We start from the raw sequence: 19,259 nt of genomic DNA, 5'->3' as shown, positions 1-19,259 counted from the left end.
CGTGGTACATCTATGTCATCAACGTCAACTAAAGCTAGGTATACTCATAAAAATCAATCGACTGATGGGTCAGTGCCAAAAATTGTCATCAATACACGACCGATAGCACGCGCTGCGCCATTAACGAGTCATTTGCAAGCAGCAGGATTCACGGTGGTTGAGATACCGATGTTGACGTTGCAACCGCGTCCAACAACTGACGACGACCTAACACTGATGCGTGCGTGGCTAGCAGGTGAATATAAGGCTCTGGTCATCGTAAGCCCAACGGCGGCCACTTCGGGATTGAATGTTTGGCAGTCACTTGTGCACAGTGAGCATGACGATAGTAGTCATGCGAAAGCGGACAATAAAGCAGCCAATATAGCTTCTGAAGTTTTGGTAGCACCAAGTCAAATCATTGCAGTGGGTCAAGCAACCGCTACGGCATTGACTCAAGCCAATATAGACGCGGCAAACTACCAAGTGCGACAGCCTGAAGTTGCCAATAATGAAGGTATGCTAGCAATGCCTGAAATAGAGCGTTTACAGGCGGGTGATAAGCTGCTGATATGGCGCGGACTGGGCGGACGACGCTTATTGGTCGATACCTTACAAGCACGCGGTGTACATATCGATAGTATTGCGTGGTATGAGCGCTCGATGCCTACCGAGGCAACGACTCAGTATCAGCAGTGGCAAAAAGATTTTCATTCGTATCATAAAATAGCGGATACCGCGAAAAAACCTATCGTCGTCGTGAGTAGTGGCGCTGCTTTTGAGCATTGGACGAGCATCGTCCAAGGTGCAAAAGAAAAAATGTCAGAACCAAAACGTAGTAATGACATAATGAGTGATGCAAGAGATAATTTGCCACTCACACTAGCCGACTTTTCTTATGTCGTATTGGGGGAGCGCTTAGCAAATATGGTTGCAGCGCAGCGCCTGAGCTATTGGCGTGTAGAAGATTTGGCACCAGACACCATTCTATCAGCTATTACTGCCAATACTTAGGGCGTGTCCCTATTTTAAAAATGGTGATAAAAATGAGATAAATCATAGGCAAACAAGGAAAGTAGTGAAGACAATATCGAGATATTGACCAGCTATTTGACGCTGTTTGTCAAAGATTTAGCCATTTTTAGCCCATTTAGTGACCAACGTTCGAATTGGGGACAGGCCCTAGTTTCATAATTTCTATTTGATTTAAATATGTTTATACCTACCCATCACGGTACTGTCTTATGCCAATGAATTCTGAGTCTTTATCTAAGGATCCTTCTGCTATACAGCAGCGCCGGCAAGCAAATATCTTGCTGCTGCGGATGCAGTGGTTGTTCATCTTGCTGCTTATCGCGGCATTACTCTGGCTCTATATTAGTCAGCAGCGTTTTCAGCACAGTGTCAACGAGCGCTTGCAGAGCAATGAGCAGGTTGTCAGTCGCCTAAACGAGATGGACGATCGTTTATTTGCCATGAGCCAGCAGACCCTACCAGAGCCTAGAGTCAAAGCCAGTAGCCAAGCGCAAAACCAGCTAGATTTACTACGTATTCAAATAAAAGCCGCTGACAGATTGCTAGCAGACAACAATGATAGTGCCGCGATCGAGTTGTTGCGAGGTTTGCATTGGCAGTTGGCGCAAAGCAGCAATGAGATTGCACCTGCATTGACCGTCGTAATCAAGCAAAGTTTGCTCAAAGATATCGAAAGACTACAAGCGCAAAGCTCACAACCTAGCCCATGGCAAATACAAAATCTTGCGATTCAAAACATTCAAGAGTTCTTGCATAGTCATGAGCGCCTCGGCAGCTACGAGGGTGCTGATATTCAGCGCCGAGAGCTGGTTGATGCAGCGACTGAGGGTGGTCAGAAGCGAGCAGTCGCGAACCCACCTGCTCAAACGTCAGCGCGTAACGACATGATATTGACGCGTAGACAATTGACGATTCATGAAGTTATCATGACATTGAATCTGGCAAGTCAAGCGAGCAATATGCGCGAGCAGGATCAATTGATCAATTATTTGACCCAAGCGCGTAAACAGCTAAAAACTTTACTACCTAAATCATCGATTAGCAATGGCAAAAACCCCGCGCAAGTTGGCGCCATTGGAATAGCACCAGTAGACAAAAAATCAATTGGCGCAGAAAATAATTTAGAAACCATGAACTCGCCTAGTGACATACCAGAGGTCATTGTCTGGCTTGACCAACTTATTGCCAACGCTCCTAAGCCAACACCGTTATTAACCACACAGATTTTGGATAAGCCACAACCTTAATCGATACGGTTCGAAACAACTATATATAGACAACATGAGACACAAGGTAAGTTATGACCAATATGAGTGAAAAGCCAGATTTTATGTCTGAGGTGGCAATCGATCGACCTGAAGTACTGGCGCATTACCCAGTCATTCATTATCAGCCGATTCATTGGGGCGAGATGGATGCCTTTAATCATTTAAATAACGTGGTGTATTATCGTTATTCTGAGTCAGCGCGCATTGGTTATTTGCACGCGTTAGATATGTTCGATGGCAGTATGGTCACCGTCTTGGCACAGTCGAGCTGCCAGTATTTGCATCCAGTGACCTATCCTGATACTTTGTTATTGGGCGTTCGCTGCCAGCGTCTGGGCAATACCAGTATTGCGATGGAATATAGCTACTATAGTACAGCACAAAACAAAATCGTTGCGACCGCTGATGCCGTCGTAGTGCGTCTCGATAGTGATGGGAAAGGTAAGTTACCGTGGACGGCAGAAGAGCGCGCGCGTTTACTAGCATTAGAGGCAAAATTTGGTCATACCCCTGAATTTTAGATAAAGCTTTACCTAATCTAATCAATTGTTAAAAACAAAAAGGCACGCTAATGTCATATTAGCATGCCTTTTTTTATGACTGTTTATTAGTCAATCTTTTAAATAGGTTTAGTTGTCTTGCGGTGCCTGCACAAAATCTACGACATTTAGATCGAAACCTGATAACGCATAAAACTTCATAGGTGATGACAATAGACGCATATCACGAACGCCTAAATGACGTAGTATCTGTGCGCCGACACCGATACTGCGATAAGGCTGCTGGGTGATGGTCGATTGCGATTCATTATTCGCGGCTTGCTCTAGTGCATCCCCAAGATCGACCGGTTGATGATTACCAACCCAGACCAAGACACCGCGCTCTGAGGCGCTGATCTCTTCTAATGCTGACTGTACGCTCCAGCCGCTACGGCCTGTCATGTCATTTTTGGCAGCGAATAAATCACGCAGTGGATGGAAGCCATGAACACGTACGGTACTGACGCCTTCGCTCACATCACCTTTGACCAATGCTAAATGAGTTTCTTCAGCACCAAACTCGCGGAAGCGATGCAACGTAAACGTACCGTGCTCGGTCTCAAAAGGACGAGTTTCAACTTCTTCTACCGTTTGCTCATTGGCAATACGGTAGTTGATGAGGTCAGCAATCGTACCCATTTTGATATTATGTTCTTTGGCAAATATCTCAAGATCATCGCGGCGTGCCATGGTGCCATCAGCGTTGATAATCTCTACGATCACTGCTGCAGGCTCTAAACCCGCTAGTCTAGATAAATCGCAACCCGCTTCTGTGTGGCCTGCACGGTGCAGAACACCGCCGTTTTGTGCCATGATTGGAAAAATATGCCCAGGCTGCACGATGTCTTCTGGCTTTGCTGCCGATGAGACAGCTGCTTGGATGGTACGAGCGCGATCAGCAGCAGAGATACCCGTGGTGACGCCTTCAGCGGCCTCAATCGACACCGTAAAGTTGGTGCTAAATTTCGCTTCATTGCGATCTGACATCAGCGGTAGTGCCAATTGCTGGCAACGCGCTTGTGATAGCGTTAAGCACACCAAGCCACGCGCGTGGGTGATCATAAAGTTAATGTCTTCAGGACGAACATGCGTCGCTGCCATGATGATATCGCCTTCGTTTTCGCGGTCTTCATCATCCATCAAGATGACCATTTTTCCGGCACGAATGTCTTCGATAATCTCAGGAATCGTATTTAAACTCATAGTAAGTCTCAATATTTTATTATTAATAAATATGTGTGATTTGGAATATAAAGTGTTGTCTGCCTATTGTAGCAGTAGTTGGTATCACGCGCTGTTGCTGTTGAGCAAATCACATGACCATCACAGTAATCAAATATAGAAGTAGTTCATGACTTTTATATATCATTCTAAATACATTTTAACGGTTTTTATCCCAGCGTGCTGACACAAAGCTGAACTATCACGCTTAGTCTTTTAAAAACAGGGTTAAATATTATTAATGGCTCATACGTGTCACTTCTCAATCTTTTTTGCAAAGTTAGGCAATGCTTTTGATCGTTACTGTTTTTGGTCGTTACTGGTTTTAGTCATTACTAGCGGCTTGGCTTTTTAACCACTCCATAAACTGTTTGCTATGCTGCTCGCGTTGATTATCTGCAAACTCGTAAAAGCTCGTACCAACCAAATTATCTGGTAAGTAGCTCTGAGGGTAGTAGTGGTGAGGATAATCGTGCGGGTAAGCATACCCTTGACCGTAGCCCTGATTACGCATCAATTTGGTTACGCCATTACGCAGATGTAGCGGTACAGGGGAGGCATCTTTTTCTGCCAACGCCATCGCTGCATTGATTGCTTTATAAGTGCTGTTACTCTTTGCACTGGTGGCTAAATAGACCACGACTTGCCCTAGGATAATACGTGCTTCTGGCATACCGATGGATTGCACACTGCGCAAGGCTGCATCAGCAAGAAGTAGGGCGTTTGGATTGGCGTTGCCGATATCTTCACTGGCCAAAATTACCAATCTGCGAGCAATAAAATCGGCAGGCTCGCCGCCAACGAGCATCCGCGCCATCCAATAAAGCGCTGCGTCAGGATCTGAGCCACGTACTGATTTGATCATAGCTGAGATAATATCGTAATGCTGCTCGCCATCTTTGTCATAACGTACCAACGCCGTCTGCGCCACTCGGCTGACCAGTTCGTCATCGATGATAATCGGTGACTGCTTGGTATCCGCTGTTTGAATCGCCAGTTCTAATAAATTTAGCGCCTTTCTTGCATCGCCGTGAGCCAGTTGGCTGATAGTATCTTGTGCTTGCAAGTCGATGGTGAGTTTCTTGAGTACATGGTCTTCCGTGAGTGCCCGTTTTAATACCGCGCTGATTTGCTCAGGCGTTAACGGCTCTAAACGATACACTTGGCAACGTGACAAGAGCGCGTTATTCACACTGAATGAGGGATTTTCTGTGGTGGCGCCAATCAGCGTAATATCACCAGACTCTACCGCGCCCAATAATGCATCCTGCTGCGCCTTATTAAAACGATGAATCTCATCGATAAATACCACAGGTGACTCAAATGCCAGTGAGTCTTTACTATCCAAGACCTCGCGCAACTGCTTGACCCCAGTATTCAATGCTGAGAGTGCGTGAAAAGGTCTATTAACCGCATCAGCCAATAACATCGCAATTGTCGTCTTACCGATACCTGCTTCGCCGTGCAAAATAATAGAGGGCAGATGCCCTTGCTCGACCAAACGCCGTAAAGGTGCGCCAGTGGCCAGAAGATGCTCTTGACCAATAATAGCAGCGAGAGAAGCAGGGCGCATACGCTGAGCAAGAGGGGTGTCGGCATGAAAGTTAGGCGGCATAAGTTTCTCTATTGAAAAATTAAAAAACGGTCTATTGTCTACAATGGCGGCCATTGAGAGATTTTATAGTCAAATCTAAACAACGACATACTAGTCTACAGTTATCATTTCTATTGAAGTGAAAAGCGTTTGTTTGCTTGGCATGATTCTCGCAGCAACTTCGCCATGATAATTTCGCCATGACAATGAGTATTAGACATCAGCAGTCAAAGTAGGCTAATTTATAAATAGGGTACTTGCTATAAACAATACACGCTAGGCTAACGCAAAAATATGTTAATGAAAGCTAACGAAGCGTATAGCTTATGTCCCCAGCACTTTAGTTTTAATGATTCATCCATATTAATGGTGCAATGGTAACGATCAAAATGGTTGATCAAATATCATTTATTATCACCAGCCTAGCAAATATAAGGTATTACATTGACGATGTCTGGACAATCTCTCAAGCGTTTGCTTAATCGATATTCACGCAGTAGCGCAAAAAAGCAGCAGTCGCGTTGTCTGACAGTTGGTGAGATTGCGTTGGCGCGCTCGGTGTTTGGTGACAGTCTCAGATTAGATGAAGTACGACTAAAAACCACCTGGTGGGTCCTAAAAAACTATGCGGTAAGTCCGAATGGTCATATTTACTTTAATCCAGCCGATTGGATCGATGATTTCAGTGTAGCCTCGCTGGGCAAGCAGAGCTGGCTCATTCACGAGCTCACTCACGTGTGGCAGCTACAGCAAGGATTGAAAGTCGTGCGCGGTACCCTTATCGATCGGCGATATGATTATGTACTAGAGACAGGCAAGTCGTTTTTTAAATATGGTATCGAGCAGCAGGCGCGCATGGTTCAAGATTATTTTGTCCGTAGTCAGCGCGGACAAGATTGCCAAGATTTAGAGGCCTGTATACCATTTTTGACTGTGAATCCTCTCACTGACGTAAAAAGTACCAATCACGCTTCTAGCGCTTAGTTTTTGTCTGATATATGAGGTGAGCTACTAATCGATATTATGCTTCTATCATGACTGATAGGTCAGCAAGGTCTCTGACGGTAATCAAATAGCGCCAGCCCGACACCATTTTAGCTTTTTATATTTTTGCTTTATTAAAGGATACGTACTCTCATGCTTCGACTTTTGCCAGTAAAGCCTAATATCGATACTTCTGCTAGCTCAGCTCTGGCTGCAGTAGCGCTAACGGGCATACTATTTCTGACCGGCTGTCAGCAGCAAGCTGACGCACCGCCTGTACCAGATGAGACTCAGACAACTGAAAAAACAAGCGCAGAGGACAGTCAACCTATGCAGCGAAGTGATTCTGCTGCGGCACGTATAGAGCAGTTTCAACCTATATACGTTGCGCAAGCGCAAGGGCTACAGCGTCGACTACAAGCAGAGTATGAGTCACTGCAAGCGGCAGATGCTTCAGATAGCGAAGAGTCACTATTACTGAGTGAGGCGACTAACGATTCAGCTACTCTTACAGAAAATGCGAATGGCGCCAATTCCGAACCATTACCAGCTGATAGTCCAGTAGAAGCTAACGCTACCAGTGAGGAAGGTTTGGATGCAGAGATAAATACAAGTACCGAAGTGGGTGAGCGTGATCTGACTGTATTAAAGCGTATCAGCCTTGAGCCACGTAAGCCTGTCATACTGACCGAAGAGCAGATCATCGAGCGCTATCAGCAAACGATGGAAGCGTTATATCAGCCTGTGACTACGCCACTCAGTGCAGAGGATTCTGATACGCTGATCAATATAGCGACCTTAGTACCTCAGCTGTTTGAGCATGCAGAGATTGCAGGAAGGGTCAGTGCAAAAAGCCCCGCGCTGGCTCGGTTGATTATTCAGCACCAAGTATGGGAGCAAATAGAAGCGCAGCAAGTGGTGGATATGCAGCAAATGAAGCAACAACAGCAGCAAGAGTTTGAAATGCTCATGACCAAATTCAACGATACGATTAAAGGGTATGACGAGCAGATTGCTAAATATGAACAGACTTTGAAAGAGTTTCAATAACAGTTTGAATGATACTCATAGTAATGAGTTTGCCAATAATTGGATTAAATATATTCAATAGCATCTATCCTAGAACAATAAAAAATCCCGCACGATGGCGGGATTTTTTATTATAAAGATACTATTTTTGCTTACTTACGGTCTTCAACTTTCACAAAGTCACGGCGCGTTTCACCAGTATATAACTGGCGTGGGCGACCGATCTTGTATGGGGCGCTGTGCATCTCTAACAAATGGCTGATCCAACCTGAGGTACGAGCCAATGCAAAGATTACCGTAAACATTGATGTTGGGATACCGATGGCTTTTAAGATAATACCAGAGTAAAAATCAACGTTTGGATATAGGTTACGCTCGATGAAGAACGGGTCTTCTAAAGCAATTTTTTCGAGTGCCATTGCCAATTCAAGCTTAGGATCGTTGACACCAAGTGCTTCTAATACCTCATCACAAGTCTCTTTCATGACTTTTGCACGTGGATCGAAGTTTTTGTAGACACGGTGACCAAAGCCCATTAGCTTCACTTCACGGCTTTTCACTTTTTCCATGAATTCAGGTACATTTTCAACCGTACCGATTTCATCAAGCATCTCTAGTACAGCTTCGTTTGCGCCGCCATGTGATGGACCCCAAAGGGCTGCAATACCAGCAGCGATACAGGCATAAGGGTTTGCACCAGTAGAACCTGCTAGGCGTACTGTTGACGTAGAGGCGTTTTGCTCATGATCAGCATGCAAAGTAAAGATTTTGTCCATTGCACGAGTGATGACATCGTTCGTCTTATAGTCTACATCAGCAGGAGTCGCAAACATCATGTACAAGAAGTTCTCAGCGTAGCTAAAGTCGTTACGCGGATACATGAACGGTTCGCCTTGTGAGTATTTATAACTCATCGCTGCAAGCGTAGGCATCTTAGCAATCAAACGAATAGCTGTGATTTCACGATGCTCTTCGTTACTGAGGTCTAGGTTGTCATGATAGAACGCTGATAGCGCACCAACGACGCCAACCATAATAGCCATTGGATGCGCGTCACGGCGGAAACCTTCAAAGAATTTACGCAATTGATCATGAACAGCCGTATGTTCACGAATTTTTTCAAAGAAATCGGCTTTTTGCTCAGCGTTAGGTAGGTCGCCATTTAGCAACGCATACGCCACTTCTAGGTATTCAGCATGGTTTGCTAACTCGTCGATAGGGTAACCGCGGTGTAATAATTCGCCTTTGCCACCATCGATATAAGTAATTTTTGATTCAACAGGAGCAGTTACTTTGAAACCAGGGTCATAAGACCAAAATCCTGATTCTTGCAAAGCAGCAACATCGATAACTGGGCGCCCTAAAGTACCTTCAATAATAGGAAGTTCGTATTCTTCACCATTCACGGTTAGTTTGGCATTAGTATCAGCCATAAATTGCTCTCCATTGTTTTTGATTTGTTAGAATAAAATTACTGCAGACGTACACCTCACGTCATCATTGGTCAAACGGTAGAATGTGCTTAACTCGTTTAATACGCAAGGTATATTAGCAGCAATTACTTGTGATTTGAAAAAACTTTTATTGACCGTGGGTCCAATTGGCACGGCCTAGCGGTGGTTGTTCGCTGTAATTTTTGTATCAAAATATGTCTGATTGGTTATTTTGCGCCAAACTTTCTGTTTATCAAAAATATTTACAACGTCAATATTGACGTTATATTTTTGGGTTTGTCGCAAAAACGCAACAGAATTTTCGTAAAAAACGAGGCTAAAAACAGACAGGGCATGAGTAGTAGACAAGTTGAGTGTCGATCATAATTGTCAGAGGTAAGCGTTTTCCACATTCAGTATTGCATATATCTATTTGTTTGTTAATTAAGTGTGTGTCTTTATTACTTCAGGGATAAATTTGTAATTATCGCCCAGTCATTTTATAATTGTAGGAATTAACTGGCACTAGCTTTGTGCGAATTGATAAGTGGTCATGATATAGTGTTATTTAGAGCTTACTTTATACATGCTTATTTACGATTGTCTGGTGTTGCGATAAACCAAACCGAATTCTGTGGTTTAAACGTTCTTGTTAACCGCTCTATTTTTAGATGCTCAGCACCAGTATTTAGTGTTTAGCACAAGGTTTATTTTGATAGAGAAGACATATTAACGTTGTCTGGCTATTCATACGACCAATAAAAATAGACTGGTTAGTCGATCTTACTCATGTTTATTTTCTTTGTTGTATAATAGATAGGTTGTTTTGTAGGCCTGTCAGCTCGACAAGCGACACTAAACAGCTTATCAATACCTTATATACATGATTCTTTCTTCATATTTAGCACAAACTAAAAGAAGTCAGCTAGCTCTTCCTTACTTTATTCGTCTCGTGTGTTGCTCGATGCTCAACTGACACCATTTTTGTCAAGCGTTGATAGCAGATACAGGAGTATAACCGCAAAAAGGATGCCCGCTGTGAAAAGCAACCGACCTATTGATCTGCCTCTAAGCCAAGTGATTAGCGTTAATCGCTCACCGATCGCAATCGCCTCTATTTTGCATCGTATCTCTGGCATTATTTTATTCTTATTAATTCCTGTAATGCTGTGGCTATTACAGAACTCATTGGCATCGCCTGAGAGTTTTGAGACCGTATTTGACAACGTGCTTGTGCGCTTTTTAGCATGGATATTTGTTGCCGCCATCGCATATCACTTCGTGATGGGTATCAAACATTTATTTGCTGATATGGGCATGAACGAAGAGCTAAAATCTGGCCGCACTGCCTCTATGGTCAGTTTTGTCATTGCAGCGATTTTAGTTGTCGCGTCATTTATATGGGTGATGTTCTAATGATTAAAAATGATTCAGGAATCAAAAGTGCTACTGGTCTGACAGGTTCAGGCTCACGCGATTGGATTATTCAGCGTATTAGTGCTGTTGTTTTAGCCGTTTATAGTGTGGTGTTGCTGGGCTTCTTTTTGACCCATGGCGATGTCACGTACCTTGAGTGGTCATCATTCATGACTAGCCTGCCAATGCGTTTATTCAGCTTAGTTGCTGTACTTGCACTAGCTGGCCATGCTTGGGTGGGAATGTGGACAGTATTTACTGACTATATTACGACAGGCAAACTGGGCTCAAGCGCAGCAGGTTTACGTTTAGTGCTACAGTCATCGATGATTATCGCTATTTTAGTATTTCTATTTTGGGGCATCATGATTTTTTGGGGTAACGGCTTTAGTGTCGTTGCTGTTTAATCATTGAGTGACCAGCTTTAGTATTGATATAAGTATCTATATATAAAACGGATGCGCGCAGCTGGTATGTCAGCTGATAGAGTAGTTTAAAAGTGTCCGTTGATAGCCAAAAATAGTCATAGCATTGGACCAACAGCGCCCACTATTTAGATTGTCGCTGAATGAGCAACAAGGTTGAGCGGGTTTGGTTCAGTATAACGATAGATATGCAAATTAAGTGGTCAAAGACTGTTATATCATCTTCTCTAATAAGTGCATGTGATGGCCAGATAAAAGCCTTTAAACCTGCAGTAAGAAGATTTTAAAACACGCTTTTCATTTACTTATAAGCATTAACAGGCATTAGGAAAACCGTAATGGCAACTAGACAAGACAATACCATTAGTAATATTAAAACCCTAAACTACGATGCAGTTATCGTTGGTGGCGGTGGTTCAGGTATGCGCGCTTCATTGCACTTAGCGGAAGCGGGTATGAAGGTTGCAGTCCTGACCAAAGTATTCCCAACACGTTCGCACACGGTTGCCGCTCAGGGTGGTATCGGTGCAAGTTTGGGCAACATGAGCAATGACAACTGGCACTTCCACTTTTATGATACCGTAAAAGGGTCAGATTGGTTAGGTGATCAAGACGCTATCGAGTATATGTGCCGTGAAGCGCCAAAGGTAGTCTATGAGCTTGAGCACATGGGCATGCCGTTTGACCGTAACGAAGATGGTACGATTTATCAGCGTCCATTTGGCGGTCATACGTCGAACTATGGCGAAAAAGCGGTACAACGTGCGTGCGCTGCTGCTGACCGTACAGGTCACGCATTGCTACACACGCTCTATCAGAAAAACTTAGAGCAAGGTACTGAGTTCTTTATCGAGTGGATCGCGCTTGACTTGATCAAAGACGAAGCGGGTAACATCAACGGTGTTATCGCCCTTGAGCAAGAGACAGGTACGGTTGCGGTATTCCAAGCACCAGTGACTGTCCTAGCAACAGGTGGTGCAGGTCGTATCTTTGCCGCTTCTACCAACGCTTATATCAATACTGGTGACGGTATTGGTATGGCAGTTCGCGCTGGTATCCCACTGCAAGATATGGAATTCTGGCAATTCCATCCAACGGGCGTTCATGGTGCAGGTGTACTATTGACTGAAGGTTGCCGCGGTGAAGGTGCGATCTTGCGTAACAAAGATGGCGAAGCTTTCATGGAGCGTTATGCGCCAACCGTTAAGGATTTGGCACCACGTGATCTAGTATCGCGTTCTATGGACCAAGAGATCAAAGAGGGTCGTGGTTGTGGCCCTAATGCCGACCATATCGTCATGGATATGACGCATTTGGGTGTCGACACTATCATGAAGCGTCTACCGTCAGTATTTGAGATCGGTAAAAACTTCGCCAACGTTGACATTACTAAAGAACCTATTCCAGTTATCCCAACCATTCACTATATGATGGGTGGTATTCCAACCACTATTCATGGTCAGGTAATCGTACCGGATCTAGAAGCGGGTACTGATGAAGACGGTTTATATGCTAATGGTAACGTTGTTAAAGGCCTATATGCTATTGGTGAGTGCGCTTGTGTGAGTGTACACGGTGCCAACCGTTTAGGTACTAACTCACTACTTGATTTGGTCGTGTTTGGTCGTGCTGCTGGTAAGCACATTGTTGATGAGTTCCATCAAAACGATCATAACTACAAACCACTTGATCCGCATGTACTTGACATCACGGTTGGTCGTTTAGACAAATTGCAGCAATCAACGTCAGGCTACAATGCACAAGACGTGGCTGATGAGATTCGTGCCACTATGCAGACACATGCCAGTGTATTCCGTACGCAAGCCATGATGGATGAAGGCGTTGAGAAAATTTTAGCGCTGGGTGAGAAAGTCGAACAAATCCATTTGGGTGATAAATCACAAGTCTTCAACACTGCTCGTATCGAAGCGTTCGAAGTGGCAAACCTATACGAAGTAGCAAAAGCGACAATGGTATCAGCCGCTAGCCGCCACGAAAGCCGCGGCGCGCATAGTGTCTCTGATTATGATCGTCCAGAAGATGATGACTACGCACCAAACGGCCGTAATGACCACGACTGGATGAAGCATACTTTATGGTATTCTGAAGGCAACCGTATCATTTACAAACCAGTTCGCAAAGTGCCACTGACTGTTGACTATATCGAACCAAAAGTTCGCGTCTATTAATTTTAGACTATGCGCTCGATATAAACAGAAAGCTTAAACGTTTTATCCCTTATTAATTTATTAAAAAGGTGACCGCCAGCTACATGCTCATAGGAGTGTTACTAGGCTATTAATTGATATTCGATATTTAATTATCAGTAGTGATTAATAGCCAACACTCACATGTTGCAATCTTTGTATGCCCGCCATCACCTACGTGTGGAGTTTAGCATTATGAGCCGAGGTACTCGCACCATCGAAATCTATCGCTACGATCCTGATGTGGACGCAGCCCCACGCATGCAAACTTATACGATTGAATTACTTGATTCAGATCGTATGTTGCTTGACGTGCTATTACGCCTAAAGAAAGAAGATGAAACAATCACTTTCCGCCGCTCTTGCCGTGAAGGTATTTGTGGTTCTGATGGCATGAACATCAACGGCAAAAATGGTCTAGCATGTCTAATCAACATGAATACTTTGCCAGAAAAAGTAACCGTTCGTCCGTTACCTGGTTTGCCAGTGGTTCGTGACTTGGTTGTTGATATGAACCAATTCTACGAGCAATACGAAAAAGTACATCCGTACTTAATCAATGATCAGCCAGCACCGCCAACTGAGCGTTTGCAGTCTCCTGCTGAGCGTGAAAAGTTAAATGGTTTGTATGAGTGTATTCTGTGTGCATGCTGTTCAACGAGCTGCCCATCTTTTTGGTGGAACCCTGATAAGTTCCTAGGTCCATCAGCATTGCTACATGCGTATCGCTTTGTTGCCGATAGCCGTGATGGTGACACGCAAGCACGTTTGGCGCGTTTAGACGATCCATTTAGTCTGTTCCGTTGTCGCGGTATCATGAACTGTGTGTCAGTTTGTCCAAAAGGCTTGAACCCAACTAAGGCGATTGGTCATTTACGTAATATGTTGATTGATCAAGCTGGTTAATGGTTTGTAATTGTCTTGATTATTATTGATCGCACAAAAAAACACCACCTATTCGTTAGGTGGTGTTTTTGTTAGTCAAAATCACTGATTATAATAGTGTTAATTTTCTGATCACTATTGTTTGAAGTGTACTTCTGTCTGTAGCAATGAACAATCATACCGGACAGGTAGAAAAAGAAGCCTGGTACACTGGTGAATAATAGGACGTTAGTCTATCCGTAAGTCTGTATGGGCGATACGTTGGTCATATGTAAGAAGACATATTATATAAACAGTCAATCTATATAATCGGATACACGTAAAGTTTGGTATAATTGCATCTTGAACTTGATCAAATATTACGAAGTTTGTTTCGAATACATTAGAAGTAGCATCTATACGGGCTATTGCATTAATACAATAAAACGTTATGTATACAATAACGATGCTTCTATAATTGATAATAGATATTCATTACGTAAATACTTAGTATTGAACAAACAAACTATATCCCAAAAAACGGTCATGGTATTCTATACAGCAATGTATGTTTATCTGAAACGATAAGATTTGTTAGCAAATAGCGGATATTTCAGCGATAATAGCCAGTTTATAGGCTAGCTGAAAGATTGACCATTTATTTATCATTGATGAATTGGTTATGGCTAAAAGAAGTATATATAAATTAATGTTGTGAAACGAGTCAGATCAGAAAACTGAGTATTCACAAATAAATTTATTTTTAACATAGGTGTTGCAATAAGACTTGTTATCACTATTTAGCATTACTTGCTCTTTTAGACAATGACAGCAATATTCTATAGTGACGGCAATACTTAGGGATAAAAGTGTTTTATCGAACAGTATTCAATGGGGTATGACGAATTGTCTGAACGCCTAGCATACAACGACTGACACCATAATAAGCACGATTCCATTCATTTATCTATCAAATAGACGATTATTATGAATAGTATAACCAAAGAAAAAGCGGACCAAGGACATACTGAACTGGCCGCCGATAATGCCAGCTATATAGAAGCTCTTTATGAGCAATACCTAACGGACCCTGATAGTGTTGACACAGATTGGCAAGCGTACTTTGAACAGTACAAATCGTCAAATGATGCTCAGCATAATGCTATTAAAGACCAATTTTTGTTACTTGCTCGCAATCAAACAGCGAACAAATCTAGTAACGAAAGTACCGGTACAAGTAGTAGCAATTCAGACAACTGTACTGATCCAAAGCAAATGGGTGTACAGCAACTCATTTCAGCATACCGCCGCCGTGGTCACCGCCGCGCCAAGCTAGATCCATTAGATTTACATCCACGTGCAGAAGTGGAAGATCTAACTCTAGCTTATCACAACCTATCAGAAGCCGACCTTGATACTGTATTCCCAACCAATGATTTAGTTATCGGTAAAGATGAAGCGCCATTGCGTGAAATTATCGAAATCATGGAGCGTGTTTACTGCCGCCATATTGGTATTGAGTATATGCATGTGACCACCAGTACAGAAAAACGCTGGATGGAAGAGTATGTAGAAAGCAATCTAGGCTATATCAAGTTTGACAAAGAAAAGCGTTTGTCTATTCTTGAGCGTCTAACAGCTGCCGAAGGTCTAGAAAAATATTTGGCGCGTAAATATACAGGCGTTAAGCGTTTTGGTCTAGAAGGTGGTGAGAGTTTCATACCTGCAGTCAATGAAATCATCCAACGTGCTGGTGGCTATGGCACAAAAGAGATGGTTATTGGTATGGCTCACCGTGGACGTCTAAACTTGTTGGTCAATATTTTGGGTAAAAACCCTGCAGACTTGTTTGATGAGTTTGACGGTAAAGTGCAGCCAGAAAAAGGCTCAGGCGATGTTAAGTATCACAATGGTTTTTCATCTAACGTGATGACACCAGGTGGTGAAGCGCATTTGGCTTTAGCATTTAACCCATCGCATCTTGAAATCGTTGCACCAGTATTACAAGGCTCAGTACGTGCACGTCAAGTGCGCCGTAATGATCAGCCATCATTGGACAACACGGGTGGCAACTCAGTATTACCGATCGTTATCCATGGCGATGCGGCTTTTGCTGGACAGGGTGTGGTTCAAGAAACCTTCCAAATGTCACAGACCCGTGCTTATACCACTGGTGGTACTGTGCATATCGTTATCAACAACCAAGTGGGCTTTACCACTAGCCGTCAAGAAGATGTTCGTTCAACCGAATATTGTACTGACGTCGCAAAGATGGTACATGCACCAATCCTACATGTGAATGGTGATGATCCTGAGTCAGTCGTTTTCGCGGCTCAATTAGCCTTAGACTATCGTCATCAGTTTGATAAAGACATCATTATTGACTTGTTCTGCTACCGTCGCAACGGTCACAACGAGGCAGATGAGCCTTCAGCAACTCAGCCATTGATGTATGCGGTTATCAAGAAACTGCCAACGACACGTACCCTTTATGCACAAAAGCTCATCGCAGAAGGTATCTTAAATACTGAAGAAGAAAAGCAGTACGAAGATAATTATCGTGAATCTTTAGACCGTGGTGATTACGTTGTCAGCTCACTAGTTCAAGAACCTAATGAGCAGTTATTTGTAGACTGGAAGCCTTATCTAGGGCATGACTTGGTTGACGACTGGGATACTAGTGTTGATATCGAAAAGCTCAAAGGTTATGGACGACGTATGGCTGAGATGCCAGAAGGGTATAAGCTACAGCGTCAGGTTCAAAAGGTTGTTGAGCAGCGTTTAGCGATGCAAACAGGCGAAGAGCCTCTTAACTGGGGTGCCGCTGAGACATTAGCCTATGCATCATTAGTTGATAACGATGATGTCTTAGTACGTATTACGGGCGAAGATGTTGGCCGTGGTACATTCTCACATCGTCATACTGAAATCTACAATGTTAATGATGGCAGCATGTATGTGCCACTTGCTCATTTGAGTGAGAAACAAGCACGCTTTGCTACTTACAACTCGTTGTTGTCAGAAGAAGCGGTATTGGCCTTTGAATATGGCTATGCTACGACAGTACCGAACGCTTTGATCGTTTGGGAAGCTCAGTTTGGTGACTTCGTGAACGGTGCTCAAGTCGTCATCGATCAGTTTATTTCAAGTGGTGAGACCAAGTGGCAGCGTGTTTGTGGTTTGACGATGTTGTTACCGCATGGTTTTGAAGGTCAAGGCCCTGAGCATTCATCTGCTCGCCTTGAGCGCTTCTTACAGTTATGTGCTGAAGACAATATGCAAGTCATCACGCCAACGACTCCTGCACAGATTTATCATGCCTTGCGTCGTCAAGCGGTACGTCCAATTCGTAAGCCGTTGATCGTTATGTCACCAAAGAGCTTGTTGCGTCACAAGCTAGCAACTTCTCATCTAGAAGAGCTTGCTAACGGTAAGTTCGAAACGGTATTGCCAGAGATGGACGATCACAACGCAGATAAAGTGACTCGTATGGTGCTATGTGGTGGTAAGGTTTATTACGATCTACTAGAACAGCGTCGTGCATTAGGTCTCGATCATGTTGCTATCGTTCGTATCGAGCAGCTATATCCGCTACCAGAGCAACGTTTGGTCGATGAGATCGAAAAATACAGCAACCTAGCTGAGATTGTATGGACGCAAGAAGAGCCATTGAATCAAGGCGCTTGGTATTACTTAGCACCGCATATGTTCCGTATCGTTGTACCACATCCAACCAAAGCAAAAGTTATGGAGCCCGTGGCACGTCCTGCTAGTGCAGCACCTGCAACAGGATCTCCAAAACTGCATGCACAGCAACAACAAGCATTAATTGCTGGTGGTCTTGGTATCAGTGTTGATGAGTTGTCTCAGTAACAGATTATCTAATCGAAAGACTATAGAAGATAAATGAATCAGGCGATGACAGTCAGTATCTTTTAGTACAATCTAAGTAGCATCACTAGAATGCTACTGACTGCCTATCACGACTTAATAATAAGTATGAATATCCAAATCTAAGGAGTATATCGATGGCTGACATCAAAGCCCCCGTTTTTCCAGAATCGGTTGCCGATGGCACAATCGTTGAATGGCATGTCACTGAAGGTCAACAAGTTAGCCGTGACGACCTATTAGCTGAAATCGAAACTGATAAAGTGGTACTAGAAGTTGTCGCACCTGATGATGGTGTATTGACTAAAATCGTTAAGCAAGTTGACGATACCGTATTGTCTGACGAGTTGATTGCACAGTTCGAAGCGGGTGCAAGTGCAGGCGATGCAGCACCAGCTGCAGAGCAGTCAGCTGCTCCAGCACAAGAAGAGCAAGCGGCTGATGGTGGCGAGCCAGTACAAGTCACTGACAAAAAAGATGAAACAGAGCATAAAGATCAAAGCCCAGCAGTTCGTAAAGCAGCAAAAGAGTCTGGTGTTGATCCTAAAGAAGTTGAAGGTAGCGGCCGCGGTGGTCGTGTCACCAAAACAGATATGGCTAACCCAACACTGAAATCAGACAGCAGCATCAAGTCTGACAACGGTCGTCCAGTTGCCGAATCAATGGGTGAGCGTACTGAAAAACGCGTACCAATGACTCGTCTTCGTAAGCGTGTTGCTGAGCGTCTATTATCAGCATCACAAGATACAGCGATGTTGACGACGTTTAACGAAGTGAACATGAAGCCATTGATGGACATGCGCGCTAAGTATAAAGAGAAGTTCGAAAAGCGTCATGGTGTACGTTTAGGCTTTATGTCATTATTCGTAAAAGCGGCGACAGAAGCACTGAAACGCTTCCCAGCAGTAAACGCCTCACTAGATGGCGATGACATTGTTTATCATGGTTTTTATGATATCGGTGTAGCAGTATCTTCAGATCGTGGCTTGGTTGTTCCAGTACTACGTGATACTGATCGCATGAGCATGGCTGATGTTGAAAGCACTATCCGTGAGTTTGGCGGTAAAGCACAGCAAGGTAAGCTTGGTCTAGAAGACATGACTGGCGGTACTTTCACTATCTCTAACGGTGGTGTATTTGGTTCATTGATGTCAACACCTATCTTGAACCCACCACAAACTGCTATCCTAGGTATGCATGCGATCAATGATCGTCCAATGGCAGTTGATGGTAAAGTTGAAATCTTGCCAATGATGTACCTAGCGCTATCTTATGACCATCGCATGATCGATGGTAAAGAAGCGGTACAGTTCCTAGTAACTATCAAAGAGCTGGTCGAAGACCCAGCTATGTTGTTACTAGACTTGTAAGCTT

General features: G+C 43.7%; 14 protein-coding genes. 11 read left to right on the top strand and 3 right to left on the bottom strand.

The window, feature by feature from the left end:
* The first annotated feature begins 12 nt into the window (after positions 1–12).
* The 3 genes from QO189_RS04485 (at position 13) to QO189_RS04475 (ending at position 2,803) form a co-directional block, all read left to right on the top strand.
* Positions 13–993 carry a uroporphyrinogen-III synthase gene (locus tag QO189_RS04485; RefSeq protein ID WP_371531700.1) on the top strand — a complete coding sequence of 327 codons (981 nt, stop codon included), beginning with the start codon at positions 13–15 and terminating at the stop codon, positions 991–993.
* Between the two features lie 230 nt (positions 994–1,223).
* Positions 1,224–2,261, top strand: a complete 1,038-nt coding sequence (locus QO189_RS04480; RefSeq protein ID WP_371531699.1) for a hypothetical protein — start codon at positions 1,224–1,226, stop codon at positions 2,259–2,261.
* A 53-nt stretch (positions 2,262–2,314) separates the two neighbouring features.
* Positions 2,315–2,803 carry an acyl-CoA thioesterase gene (locus QO189_RS04475; RefSeq protein ID WP_371531698.1) on the top strand — a complete coding sequence of 163 codons (489 nt, stop codon included), beginning with the start codon at positions 2,315–2,317 and terminating at the stop codon, positions 2,801–2,803.
* Positions 2,804–2,911: 108 nt separating this feature from the next.
* Here the strand turns inward: QO189_RS04475 and ribBA are convergent, their stop codons facing one another.
* Both ribBA and QO189_RS04465 read right to left on the bottom strand, forming a co-directional pair.
* Positions 2,912–4,024 (bottom strand): bifunctional 3,4-dihydroxy-2-butanone-4-phosphate synthase/GTP cyclohydrolase II, encoded by a 1,113-nt coding sequence (gene ribBA / locus QO189_RS04470; protein ID WP_371531697.1) that lies wholly within the window; start codon positions 4,022–4,024, stop codon positions 2,912–2,914.
* Between the two features lie 343 nt (positions 4,025–4,367).
* A complete protein-coding gene (locus tag QO189_RS04465; protein WP_371531696.1) occupies positions 4,368–5,657 on the bottom strand; it encodes a replication-associated recombination protein A in 1,290 nt (429 codons plus the stop codon).
* A 429-nt stretch (positions 5,658–6,086) separates the two neighbouring features.
* Between QO189_RS04465 and QO189_RS04460 the strand changes: the two genes are divergently transcribed.
* Together QO189_RS04460 and QO189_RS04455 are read left to right on the top strand one after the other, a co-directional pair.
* The gene (locus QO189_RS04460) at positions 6,087–6,620 is read left to right on the top strand and encodes a type IV secretion protein Rhs (protein WP_371531695.1); all 534 of its coding nucleotides are present in this window, start codon (positions 6,087–6,089) and stop codon (positions 6,618–6,620) included.
* 153 nt (positions 6,621–6,773) lie between these two features.
* The gene (locus QO189_RS04455; protein ID WP_371531694.1) at positions 6,774–7,670 is read left to right on the top strand and encodes a hypothetical protein; all 897 of its coding nucleotides are present in this window, start codon (positions 6,774–6,776) and stop codon (positions 7,668–7,670) included.
* Positions 7,671–7,801: 131 nt separating this feature from the next.
* Here the strand turns inward: QO189_RS04455 and gltA are convergent, their stop codons facing one another.
* Positions 7,802–9,082 (bottom strand): citrate synthase, encoded by a 1,281-nt coding sequence (gltA, locus tag QO189_RS04450; RefSeq protein WP_075105829.1) that lies wholly within the window; start codon positions 9,080–9,082, stop codon positions 7,802–7,804.
* Between the two features lie 1,029 nt (positions 9,083–10,111).
* On the opposite strand from gltA, the gene sdhC reads away from it, so the two are divergent.
* The 6 genes from sdhC to odhB all read left to right on the top strand — a co-directional run bounded on the left by sdhC (position 10,112) and on the right by odhB (position 19,255).
* Positions 10,112–10,498, top strand: coding sequence for a succinate dehydrogenase, cytochrome b556 subunit (sdhC, locus tag QO189_RS04445; protein WP_075105828.1), 387 nt, complete (start codon positions 10,112–10,114; stop codon positions 10,496–10,498).
* A 20-nt stretch (positions 10,499–10,518) separates the two neighbouring features.
* A complete protein-coding gene (gene sdhD, locus QO189_RS04440; RefSeq protein ID WP_371531791.1) occupies positions 10,519–10,905 on the top strand; it encodes a succinate dehydrogenase, hydrophobic membrane anchor protein in 387 nt (128 codons plus the stop codon).
* 356 nt (positions 10,906–11,261) lie between these two features.
* Positions 11,262–13,112: a succinate dehydrogenase flavoprotein subunit gene (gene sdhA / locus QO189_RS04435; RefSeq protein ID WP_371531693.1), complete on the top strand. Its 1,851-nt coding sequence runs from the start codon at positions 11,262–11,264 to the stop codon at positions 13,110–13,112.
* 213 nt (positions 13,113–13,325) lie between these two features.
* Complete coding sequence (locus QO189_RS04430; protein ID WP_058023969.1) at positions 13,326–14,036, top strand: succinate dehydrogenase iron-sulfur subunit; 711 nt, start codon at positions 13,326–13,328, stop codon at positions 14,034–14,036.
* A gap of 945 nt (positions 14,037–14,981) precedes the next feature.
* Positions 14,982–17,867: a 2-oxoglutarate dehydrogenase E1 component gene (locus QO189_RS04425; protein WP_371531692.1), complete on the top strand. Its 2,886-nt coding sequence runs from the start codon at positions 14,982–14,984 to the stop codon at positions 17,865–17,867.
* A gap of 155 nt (positions 17,868–18,022) precedes the next feature.
* A complete protein-coding gene (gene odhB / locus QO189_RS04420; RefSeq protein WP_371531691.1) occupies positions 18,023–19,255 on the top strand; it encodes a 2-oxoglutarate dehydrogenase complex dihydrolipoyllysine-residue succinyltransferase in 1,233 nt (410 codons plus the stop codon).
* Positions 19,256–19,259 lie beyond the last annotated feature (4 nt).

Origin of the sequence: Psychrobacter sp. Arc29 (genome assembly GCF_041431175.1) — a bacterium.
Classification (GTDB): domain Bacteria; phylum Pseudomonadota; class Gammaproteobacteria; order Pseudomonadales; family Moraxellaceae; genus Psychrobacter.
The sequence above is the reverse complement of the archived record's forward strand: the minus strand, read 5'-3'. Positions and strand labels throughout refer to the sequence as shown.

Bases quoted from the DNA above. Each gene is read 5' to 3' on its own strand.
- QO189_RS04430 (WP_058023969.1), top strand. From the start codon at position 13,326: ATGAGCCGAGGTACTCGCACCATCGAAATCTATCGCTACGATCCTGAT.
- sdhA (WP_371531693.1), top strand. From the start codon at position 11,262: ATGGCAACTAGACAAGACAATACCATTAGTAATATTAAAACCCTAAAC.
- sdhC (WP_075105828.1), top strand. From the start codon at position 10,112: ATGCCCGCTGTGAAAAGCAACCGACCTATTGATCTGCCTCTAAGCCAA.
- QO189_RS04475 (WP_371531698.1), top strand. From the start codon at position 2,315: ATGACCAATATGAGTGAAAAGCCAGATTTTATGTCTGAGGTGGCAATC.
- odhB (WP_371531691.1), top strand. From the start codon at position 18,023: ATGGCTGACATCAAAGCCCCCGTTTTTCCAGAATCGGTTGCCGATGGC.
- ribBA (WP_371531697.1), bottom strand. From the start codon at position 4,024: ATGAGTTTAAATACGATTCCTGAGATTATCGAAGACATTCGTGCCGGA.
- QO189_RS04485 (WP_371531700.1), top strand. From the start codon at position 13: ATGTCATCAACGTCAACTAAAGCTAGGTATACTCATAAAAATCAATCG.
- QO189_RS04465 (WP_371531696.1), bottom strand. From the start codon at position 5,657: ATGCCGCCTAACTTTCATGCCGACACCCCTCTTGCTCAGCGTATGCGC.
- QO189_RS04455 (WP_371531694.1), top strand. From the start codon at position 6,774: ATGCTTCGACTTTTGCCAGTAAAGCCTAATATCGATACTTCTGCTAGC.
- gltA (WP_075105829.1), bottom strand. From the start codon at position 9,082: ATGGCTGATACTAATGCCAAACTAACCGTGAATGGTGAAGAATACGAA.
- QO189_RS04425 (WP_371531692.1), top strand. From the start codon at position 14,982: ATGAATAGTATAACCAAAGAAAAAGCGGACCAAGGACATACTGAACTG.
- QO189_RS04460 (WP_371531695.1), top strand. From the start codon at position 6,087: ATGTCTGGACAATCTCTCAAGCGTTTGCTTAATCGATATTCACGCAGT.
- QO189_RS04480 (WP_371531699.1), top strand. From the start codon at position 1,224: ATGCCAATGAATTCTGAGTCTTTATCTAAGGATCCTTCTGCTATACAG.